A 10,091-nucleotide genomic window follows, 5' to 3' on the forward strand; every position below is an offset into this window, starting at 1 on the left:
AACGATTCCACTAATTTAGCCCATATCACACTTTTGGCTATTCTGTTATGCTAAGGTACTTCTATAAAATAAGCTTAACGGAGCTAAAAATGAAAGTATTGGTTACAGGTGGTAGCGGTTACATAGGAAGCCACACATGCGTACAACTGCTGCAACAGGGACATGACGTCGTCATCCTCGACAATCTGTGCAACAGCAAACGGAGTGTACTGCCGGTCATCGCTCGCCTGGGCGGTAAGCAAGCAGAGTTCGTCGAAGGTGATATTCGTAACGAAGCGTTGATGACCGAGATCCTGCACGATCACGCCATTGAAGCGGTGATCCACTTCGCCGGGCTGAAAGCCGTAGGCGAATCGGTACAAAAACCGCTGGAGTATTACGACAACAACGTCAACGGTACTCTACGCCTGATTGCCGCCATGCGCGCTGCAAATGTCAAAAACTTCATCTTTAGCTCCTCGGCCACCGTCTACGGCGATCAGCCGAAAATTCCTTACGTTGAAAGTTTCCCGACCGGTACCCCACAAAGCCCGTACGGCAAAAGCAAACTGATGGTTGAACAGATCCTCACCGACCTGCAAAAAGCGCAGCCGGACTGGAGCATTGCGCTGCTGCGCTACTTCAACCCGGTTGGCGCACATCAGTCTGGCGATATGGGTGAAGACCCGCAGGGTATTCCGAATAACCTGATGCCGTACATCGCGCAGGTGGCTGTAGGCCGCCGTGAATCGCTGGCCATTTTCGGTAACGACTACCCCACCCCAGACGGCACCGGCGTGCGCGACTACATCCACGTGATGGACCTCGCCGACGGCCACGTTGCCGCCATGGAAAAACTGGCCAACAAAGCCGGCGTGCATATTTATAACCTTGGTGCAGGCGTTGGCAGCAGCGTGCTGGATGTGGTTAACGCGTTCAGCAAAGCCTGCGGCAAACCGATTAACTATCACTTTGCTCCGCGTCGTGATGGCGATCTCCCGGCTTACTGGGCTGACGCAAGCAAAGCCGATAAAGAGTTGAACTGGCACGTAACCCGTAACCTTGATGAAATGGCGCAGGACACCTGGAACTGGCAGTCCCGTCATCCTCAGGGCTATCCCGATTAAGGATTTTGCAATGACGCAATTTAACCCCGTCGACCATCCACATCGCCGTTTTAATCCGTTAACCGGCCAGTGGATCCTTGTCTCACCGCATCGTGCAAAGCGCCCCTGGCAGGGGGCGCAAGAGACACCGTCAAAACAGACGCTGCCCGCACACGATCCGGACTGCTTTTTATGCCCGGGTAATACCCGGGTGACGGGCGATAAAAACCCCGATTACACCAGCACCTATGTATTTACCAACGATTTCGCGGCGCTGATGACCGATACGCCGGACGCGCCGGAAAGCGACGATCCGCTGATGCGCTGCCAAAGCGCGCGCGGCACCAGTCGCGTTATCTGCTTCTCGCCGGACCACAGCAAAACGCTGCCGGAGTTGAGCCTCGACGCGCTGCAATCGGTGGTGAAAACCTGGCAGGAACAGACCGCAGAACTGGGCCAACAGTATCCGTGGGTTCAGGTATTTGAGAACAAAGGCGCGGCGATGGGGTGCTCCAACCCGCACCCGCACGGCCAGGTCTGGGCCAACAGCTTCCTGCCGAACGAAATTGAGCGTGAAGACCGCCTGATGCGCGAGTACTACCGCGAGCAGGGTTCTTCCATGCTGGTTGACTACGTTAACCGCGAGTTGGCCGATGGCAGCCGTACGGTCGTCGAAACCGAGCACTGGCTGGCGGTGGTCCCGTACTGGGCCGCCTGGCCGTTTGAAACGCTGCTGCTGCCAAAGGCACACGTGCTGCGCATCACCGACTTAACCGACGCGCAGAGTGAAGACCTGGCGCTGGCACTAAAAAAACTCACCAGCCGCTACGACAACCTGTTCCAGTGCTCCTTCCCCTACTCAATGGGCTGGCACGGCGCGCCGTTCAACGGGGAAGATAACGCCCACTGGCAGCTGCACGCGCACTTCTACCCGCCGCTGCTGCGCTCGGCCACCGTGCGTAAATTTATGGTCGGGTACGAAATGCTGGCAGAGACCCAGCGTGACCTGACGGCAGAACAAGCGGCTGAGCGCCTGCGCGCGGTCAGCGACATCCACTTTCGCGAGTCCGGAGAATAATAATGAGTCTGAAAGAGAACACCCAAACCCTGTTTGCTGAAAAATTCGGCTACCCTGCCAGCCACGTGATCCAGGCACCGGGCCGCGTTAACCTGATTGGCGAGCATACCGACTATAACGACGGCTTCGTGCTGCCGTGCGCCATCGACTATCAAACCGTCATCAGTTGCTCACCGCGCGATGATCGTCTGGTACGCGTGATCGCCGCCGACTACGACAACCAGAGCGATGAGTTTTCCCTTGATGCGCCCATCGTCAGCCACGACACCCAACAGTGGTCGAACTACGTTCGCGGCGTAGTGAAACATCTGCAGAAGCGTAACAACGCCTTTGGCGGCGCGGATCTGGTGATCAGCGGCAACGTGCCACAGGGCGCGGGTTTAAGCTCATCGGCTTCGCTGGAAGTGGCGGTCGGCACCGTATTCCAGCAGCTCTATCATCTGCCGCTCGACGGCGCGCAGATTGCGCTGAACGGCCAGGAAGCGGAAAACCAGTTTGTGGGCTGCAACTGCGGCATTATGGACCAGCTGATCTCCGCGCTCGGTAAGAAAGACCACGCGCTGCTGATCGACTGCCGCACGCTGGGCACCAAAGCGGTCTCCATGCCGGAAGGCGTGGCGGTGGTGATTATCAACAGTAACTTCAAACGTACTCTGGTCGGCAGTGAGTACAACACCCGCCGCGAGCAGTGCGAAACCGGCGCACGCTTCTTCCAGCGCCCGGCGCTGCGCGATTTCACCGTTGACGAGTTCAACGCTGTCGCCCACGAGCTTGACCCTATCGTTGCTAAACGTGTCCGTCACGTGCTGACCGAAAACGCCCGTACCGTAGAAGCGGCCGCAGCGCTGGAGAAAGGCGACCTGCTGCGTATGGGCCAACTGATGGCAGAATCTCACGCGTCAATGCGCGACGACTTCGAAATCACCGTGCCGCAGATTGATACGCTGGTCGAGATCGTTAAAGCGACCATCGGTGACCAGGGCGGCGTACGCATGACCGGCGGCGGTTTCGGCGGCTGCATCGTGGCGCTGATACCTGAAGCACTGGTCCCGGCGGTGAAAAAGGCGGTTGCCGAGCAGTATGAAGCGAAAACCGGCATCAAAGAGACCTTCTACGTGTGCAAACCGTCACAAGGAGCTGGCCAGTGTTAAGAGAAACTCCCGCGCTGGCCGCCGACGGCCAGCCATATCGCCTGGTGACGCTACGTAATGCAAACGGTGTTGTCGTGAGCTTAATGGACTGGGGCGCCACGCTGCTGTCGGCGCGTATTCCGCTGAAAGATGGCAGCGTACGTGAAGCGCTACTGGGCTGCGCCTCGCCGGAGCAGTATAGCGAACAGGCGGCCTTCCTCGGCGCCTCCATTGGTCGCTACGCCAACCGTATCGCCAATAGCCGCTTTACCCTTGACGGCAAAACGGTTGATGTCGCGCCAAGCCAGGGCGAACATCAGTTGCATGGCGGCCCGGAAGGTTTCGACAAGCGCCGCTGGTCTATCGCGTCACAGAACGAGACCGAAGCGGCCTTTACGCTGACCTCACCCGACGGCGACCAGGGCTATCCGGGCGAGCTACAGGCCAAAGCTATCTATCGCCTGACCGATGATAACCGGATTTCCATCGAGTACCGCGCCACCGTCGATAAAGCCTGTCCGGTGAACCTGACTAACCATGTTTACTTTAACCTCGATGGTGAGCAGACCGACGTACGCAACCACACGCTACAGCTACTGGCAGATGACTATCTGCCAGTCGATGAGAACGGGATCCCTCATGCTGGGCTGAAAGCGGTCACCAATACCAGCTTCGATTTCCGTCAGCCGAAAGCCGTGGCGCAGGATTTCCTCAGCGACGACGATCAGCGAAAGGTTAACGGCTACGACCACGCCTTCCTGCTGCAGGCCAAAGGCGACGCCACTCAGGTGGTTGCCAACGTCTGGTCGCAGGATAAAAAGCTGCAGATGGCCGTTTATACCTCGGCGCCGGCGATTCAGTTCTACTCGGGCAACTTCCTGAAGGGCACGCTTTCCCGTACCTCACAGCCGTACGATACGTGGCAGGGGCTGGCGCTGGAGAGCGAATTCCTACCTGATACGCCAAACCATCCCGAGTGGCCGCAGCCGGACTGCGTGTTGCAGCCGGGTGAAGAGTACGTCAGCCTGACGGAATATCAGTTTATCGCATTATCATGACCTGTTGGCCCGGGCGACAAACCGATGTAGCCCGGGCGCATGGCGTGATGTCAGACATCCCCCGCCCCTTCACCGCGTCGATCTTTTAGGCATATCGCTGAAAATAGCATCACACCAAGACAAAATAATAACGCTGAGTTCACATGCACCTTACACTGGGGCACTATTTTCGCTATGGTTATGCATAAGCGTTGCCGCTGAGGCTATCACGGCAATATAATGAGAATTGTTATCATTCAATAAAGCTTGAGGAGTGAGAGTATGGCTGTAACAAAGCTGGTACTGGTTCGTCACGGTGAAAGTCAGTGGAACAACGAAAACCGTTTTACCGGTTGGTACGATGTTGATCTGTCCGAGAAAGGCGTTAGCGAAGCAAAAGCAGCGGGCAAGCTGCTGAAAGAAGAAGGCTTCAGCTTTGACTTTGCTTATACCTCTGTGCTGAAACGTGCCATCCACACGCTGTGGAACGTACTGGATGAACTGGATCAGGCCTGGCTGCCGGTTGAAAAATCCTGGAAACTGAACGAGCGTCACTACGGTGCGCTGCAGGGTCTGAACAAAGCCGAAACTGCTGAGAAATACGGTGATGAGCAGGTTAAACAGTGGCGTCGCGGCTTCGCGGTGACCCCGCCGGAGCTGACCAAAGACGACGAGCGCTACCCGGGCCACGACCCGCGCTACGCCAAACTGACCGATAAAGAGCTGCCGACCACCGAGAGCCTGGCGCTGACCATCGAGCGCGTGGTGCCTTACTGGAACGAAACCATTCTGCCGCGTCTGAAAAGCGGTGAGCGTGTGATCATCGCCGCTCACGGTAACTCCCTGCGCGCGCTGGTGAAATACCTGGACAACATGGGCGAAGATGAAATCCTCGAGTTGAACATCCCAACTGGCGTGCCGCTGGTGTATGAGTTCGACGAGAACTTCAAGCCGATCAAACACTACTACCTGGGCAACGCAGACGAAATCGCCGCGAAAGCTGCAGCGGTAGCAAACCAGGGTAAAGCGAAGTAATTTTCCTCCCGGGTTAAACGAAAAAAGCGTGGAATATTCCACGCTTTTTTTATTGCCGGATGACGGCATTGCCTCATCCGGCCTACCGAGCGTCGCCCGGATGTGTTTTTTTATCCGCGACGCGCTTTTACCGCTTCCGCCAACTGGCGCAGAATCGTATCGGTATCTTCCCAGTTAATGCAGGCATCGGTAATGCTCTTGCCATACACCAGCGGCTCACCGCTGTCCGGATTCTGATTGCCTTCCACCAGATGACTTTCGATCATCACGCCCATAATAGCTTTCTCGCCGTTGGCAATCTGCTGGCAGACGTCTGCGCCCACTTCCATCTGTTTTTTGTACTGCTTAGAGGAGTTAGCATGGCTGAAGTCGATCATGATTTGTGCCGGCAGCCCCGCTTTCGCCAGGCCGTCCTTCACCGCCGCCACGTGGGAAGCGCTGTAGTTTGGCTCTTTACCGCCGCGCAGGATGATATGGCAATCGCCATTACCGCTGGTGTTCACGATGGCGGAATGCCCCCACTTGGTCACCGACAGGAAGCAGTGCGGCGCGCCAGCGGCGTTAATCGCATCAATGGCCACTTTAATGGTGCCATCGGTGCCATTTTTAAAACCAACCGGACAAGAAAGACCGGAAGCCAGCTCGCGATGCACCTGAGATTCGGTGGTACGCGCCCCGATGGCGCCCCAGCTCATCAGGTCAGCCAGATACTGCGGGGTGATCATATCCAGGAACTCGCCCGCGGCCGGTAGACCGGTGTCGTTAATGTCCAGCAGCAGCTTACGCGCAATGCGCAGGCCATCGTTGATCTGGAAGCTGTTATCCATATGCGGGTCGTTGATCAGCCCTTTCCAACCCACGGTGGTGCGCGGCTTTTCAAAATAGACGCGCATGACGATTTCCAGCTCGCCCTTCAGCTCTTCACGAATTTTCAGCAGGCGCTGTGCATACTCTTTCGCCGCGACGGGATCGTGGATAGAACACGGACCGATCACCACCAACAGACGATCGTCCGCCCCTTTCAGGATCTGATGGATCGCTTTACGCGCATGAGATACGGTGTTCGCGGCGTTTTCGGTAGCGGGGAATTTCTCAAGGAGTGCGACTGGCGGTAATAACTCGTTGATCTCTTTAATGCGTAAATCGTCGTTCTGATAATTCATGACTGTTCCAGTGTTGCCATACTTATACAATTGAGTGCAATCCCTCCAATCTATATCGCAACTCAAAAAGTGTAAACTGACTTTTACACTTTAGCCGGATAATGACTAAAAAAACCCTACAAAATAGAATTTAATAGCAAATACCCGGCTAACAACCGCAAACAGGCAAGATATAACACCAACAATAAGATAAAAAACAATATAATTCATATTCACCCGGCGGTGAATGTACTATTTTAATCCATCATTCGACGTCATCTATTTCTGTGCGCAAAAAGCAAAGATCTGCAATGATGTCAGATAGTCACATTCAACATACGAAAGGAATAGCGTCATGGCGCACAGGCAGGATTCACATTCTCACGCCACGCAGGATGATAGTAATGCCCGTCGTTTACTGCTGGCGTTCGGCGTTACCGCCGGATTCATGGTCGTGGAAGCGATTGGCGGGTTGATTTCCGGTTCATTGGCGTTATTAGCCGATGCAGGACACATGCTGACCGACTCCGCCGCCCTGCTGTTTGCCCTGCTGGCAGTCAACTTTGCTCGTCGGCCACCGAGCACACGCCACACCTTCGGTTGGCTGCGTCTCACTACCCTCGCCGCCTTCGTGAACGCCATCGCGCTGCTGTTTATTATCATTTTGATCGTCTGGGAGGCGGTGCAACGTTTCAATCACCCCCAGCCTGTGGCTGGCGTGACCATGATGGTGATTGCCGTCGCCGGGCTGTTGGCAAATGTGCTGGCGTTCTGGATCCTGCATCGTGGTAGCGAGGAAAAAAATCTCAACGTACGTGCCGCCGCGCTGCACGTCATGGGCGATCTCCTCGGCTCGGTTGGCGCGATTATTGCCGCATTGGTGATCATGATCACCGGCTGGACGCCTATCGACCCGATTCTCTCAGTGCTGGTGTCCTGCCTGGTGCTGCGCAGCGCATGGTCGCTGCTGAAAGAGAGCGTTAACGAACTGCTGGAAGGTGCGCCACAGTCTATTGACGTGGCGGCGTTGAAGCGCAATATGCGTCGCTCACTGCCGGAGGTCCGCGACGTGCACCACGTCCACGTCTGGCTGGTAGGCGAGAAACCGCTAATGACCCTGCATGTGCAGGTTGTCCCGCCGCACGACCACGACGCGCTGCTCGACCGTATTCATCACTTCCTCGAGGAGCACTATCAGATTGAGCACGCGACGGTGCAGATGGAGTATCAGCCCTGTAGCGGCCCGGAATGCCACCTTAATGAGGTGCATACCGGACACGGGCATCATCACCATCACTAATGAGATAGCGCGCGAGAGCCGCGCTCACGCGCGCTATTCATCCACATCCGGCTACCGTTAAGAGCGATAAACGTCAGGATCAGGTACTCCAGCGCCATCGCGTACACGCCCTGCAGCGTAAAGATAGCCACGCTGATAACGTTAATAATCACCCATAGCAGCCAGTTTTCGACGTATTTACGGGTCATCAGCACCATGGCGGCAATCGATAACACCATCATCGACGAATCCCAGAATGGAAACGCATCCGGCTGCAGCGTCGGCATTACCACATTCATACCAAGCCCCTGCATGACGTTAACGGCAACCCGTGTCAGCACGGCAAATACCGGGTCGATATAAAAGGTCATCAGCACAATCGCAACCACGCAGGCCGCCAGCCAGGACAGCGCCTTAGGCAGCGGCAGCCAGCGAATTTGCAGCTCGGCTTCATTCTGGCTGGTTTGCCGCGACCAGGCGTACCAGCCGTAGAGGTTGGCAGCGAAGAAGAAAAGCTGTAACAACAGGCTGGCGTACAGCTGGATCTGGAAAAAGATAATCGCGAACAGCGTGACGTTAATCAGACCAAACAGGTAGTTAACGATCTTCTCAAGGCTGGCCAGCCAGATACAAAGCAGACCGGCAATGGTGCCTACGGCCTCAATCCACGACAGATCGTAACCGCCCGCCCCAAGCGGGATATGCACCAGAATGTTTTGCGTGCTAAAAAAATCCATTTCAACTCCAGCGTGTTAGACAGGTTATCCTCGTAGTGTAGCCGCAAAATCCAACATGCGGTTCAACGGAATGAGCGCGCCCTTGCGAAGTGATTCGTCAACATGAATTTCATGCGCCGCGCCGCCGTTCTCGAGGCTCTCCGCAATGGCCTTCAGGCCGTTCATTGCCATCCACGGGCAGTGGGCGCAGGTACGGCAGGTGGCGCCTTCCCCAGCGGTTGGCGCCTCAAACAGCTCTTTATCCGGCACCGCCTGCTGCATTTTGTAGAAGATTCCGCGGTCAGTTGCCACAATGAGCTGCTGGTGCGGCAGATTTTTGGCGGCGTTGATCAGCTGGCTGGTTGAACCTACGGCATCAGCCATATCGACAATCGCCTGCGGCGACTCCGGGTGCACCAGCACCGCCGCCTGCGGATACAGCGCTTTCATGCGGCTCAGCGCCTGCGTTTTGAACTCATCATGGACGATACACGCGCCCTGCCAGCAGAGCACATCGGCACCGGTTTGCTTTTGTACGTAGCGGCCCAGGTGACGATCCGGCGCCCAGATAATTTTTTCGCCCAGACTATCAAGGTGTTCAATCAGTTCAACGGAGATGCTGGAGGTGACCACCCAGTCGGCGCGTGCTTTTACCGCGGCGGAGGTATTGGCGTAGACCACAACGGTACGATCCGGATGCGCATCGCAGAAGGCATTGAACTCTTCAATTGGGCAACCGAGATCCAGCGAGCATTCCGCATTGAGCGTCGGCATCAGAATGGTTTTTTCCGGGCTGAGGATTTTCGCCGTCTCGCCCATAAAGCGCACACCGGCCACCAGCAGCGTAGAAGCCGGATGCTTCGCACCAAAGCGCGCCATCTCCAGTGAATCCGAAATACAGCCGCCGGTTTCTTCTGCCAGCTGTTGAATTTCCGGATCGGTGTAGTAGTGCGCCACCATGACGGCATTGCGCTCTTTGAGCAACCGCTTGATTTTCTCGCGATAAAATTGCTTTTCATCGTCGTTCAACGGCGTTGGTTTCGGCGGGAACGGGTAAATCGCTGCTTCAGGATCGAACATCACGCTCATCATGCTTCTCGTTTTACTGGCTTAACGAAATACGCGGTTTAAGGTGTAGATTCACCATTACCGCGGAAATATGTTTTATATGCTAAACAAGATAGCCGATTGCAAAGGAAATGTCGTGGTGAATTTTTGATAGCCATATAGGCGAGAGGATACAAATGTAAGATAGCAAAAAGGCGCCTTTAGGGCGCCTTTTTACACTGGTGGGTCGTGCAGGATTCGAACCTGCGACCAATTGATTAAAAGTCAACTGCTCTACCAACTGAGCTAACGACCCATACGGGTGCCGCCTGAAAGATTTTTACTCGGAACCATCTAAAGCTAAAAGATGGTGGGTCGTGCAGGATGACTCGGCTTCGCCTCGCCCTTCGGGCCGTTGCTGAAGCAACGTTATCCTTCACGCTTAACATCTGAGTTTGATGTTAAATTGGTGGGTCGTGCAGGATTCGAACCTGCGACCAATTGATTAAAAGTCAACTGCTCTACCAACTGAGCTAACGACC

9 protein-coding genes, 1 tRNA gene and 1 other RNA gene are annotated in these 10,091 nt (G+C 55.5%); 6 read left to right on the plus strand and 5 right to left on the minus strand.

Annotated features, from left to right (window positions below; translation table 11 throughout):
- The first annotated feature begins 89 nt into the window (after positions 1–89).
- The 5 genes from galE to gpmA all read left to right on the plus strand — a co-directional run bounded on the left by galE (position 90) and on the right by gpmA (position 5,365).
- Positions 90–1,106, plus strand: a complete 1,017-nt coding sequence (gene galE, locus GY169_RS16590) for a UDP-glucose 4-epimerase GalE (protein WP_163449193.1) — start codon at positions 90–92, stop codon at positions 1,104–1,106.
- Positions 1,107–1,116: 10 nt separating this feature from the next.
- Positions 1,117–2,163, plus strand: a complete 1,047-nt coding sequence (gene galT / locus GY169_RS16595) for a galactose-1-phosphate uridylyltransferase (protein ID WP_065355550.1) — start codon at positions 1,117–1,119, stop codon at positions 2,161–2,163.
- 2 nt (positions 2,164–2,165) lie between these two features.
- Positions 2,166–3,314, plus strand: coding sequence for a galactokinase (galK, locus tag GY169_RS16600; protein WP_167576380.1), 1,149 nt, complete (start codon positions 2,166–2,168; stop codon positions 3,312–3,314).
- Positions 3,308–4,351, plus strand: a complete 1,044-nt coding sequence (gene galM, locus GY169_RS16605) for a galactose-1-epimerase (RefSeq protein ID WP_167576381.1) — start codon at positions 3,308–3,310, stop codon at positions 4,349–4,351. The genes galK and galM overlap by 7 nt, the downstream gene beginning before the upstream one ends.
- A gap of 261 nt (positions 4,352–4,612) precedes the next feature.
- Positions 4,613–5,365: a 2,3-diphosphoglycerate-dependent phosphoglycerate mutase gene (gene gpmA, locus GY169_RS16610; protein WP_065355548.1), complete on the plus strand. Its 753-nt coding sequence runs from the start codon at positions 4,613–4,615 to the stop codon at positions 5,363–5,365.
- A gap of 110 nt (positions 5,366–5,475) precedes the next feature.
- On the opposite strand, the gene aroG is transcribed toward gpmA, so the two are convergent.
- On the minus strand, positions 5,476–6,528 hold the full coding sequence (gene aroG, locus GY169_RS16615; RefSeq protein ID WP_163449188.1) for a 3-deoxy-7-phosphoheptulonate synthase AroG: 1,053 nt from the start codon (positions 6,526–6,528) through the stop codon (positions 5,476–5,478).
- A 334-nt stretch (positions 6,529–6,862) separates the two neighbouring features.
- Between aroG and zitB the strand changes: the two genes are divergently transcribed.
- Positions 6,863–7,807, plus strand: coding sequence for a CDF family zinc transporter ZitB (gene zitB / locus GY169_RS16620; protein WP_163449187.1), 945 nt, complete (start codon positions 6,863–6,865; stop codon positions 7,805–7,807).
- Here the strand turns inward: zitB and pnuC are convergent.
- From pnuC to GY169_RS16640, 4 genes are all read right to left on the minus strand, one after another.
- Complete coding sequence (gene pnuC, locus GY169_RS16625) at positions 7,804–8,523, minus strand: nicotinamide riboside transporter PnuC (RefSeq protein ID WP_167576382.1); 720 nt, start codon at positions 8,521–8,523, stop codon at positions 7,804–7,806. The genes zitB and pnuC overlap by 4 nt on opposite strands.
- A 24-nt stretch (positions 8,524–8,547) precedes the next feature.
- Positions 8,548–9,591, minus strand: a complete 1,044-nt coding sequence (gene nadA / locus GY169_RS16630) for a quinolinate synthase NadA (RefSeq protein ID WP_167577323.1) — start codon at positions 9,589–9,591, stop codon at positions 8,548–8,550.
- Between the two features lie 198 nt (positions 9,592–9,789).
- A tRNA-Lys gene (locus GY169_RS16635) sits at positions 9,790–9,865 on the minus strand.
- A 52-nt stretch (positions 9,866–9,917) separates the two neighbouring features.
- Positions 9,918–10,085, minus strand: a non-coding RNA gene (locus GY169_RS16640) — RtT sRNA.
- Between the last annotated feature and the right edge of the window lie 6 nt (positions 10,086–10,091).

Source organism: Kluyvera genomosp. 3 (assembly GCF_011765685.1).
Classification (GTDB): Bacteria; Pseudomonadota; Gammaproteobacteria; order Enterobacterales; family Enterobacteriaceae; genus Kluyvera; species Kluyvera georgiana_A.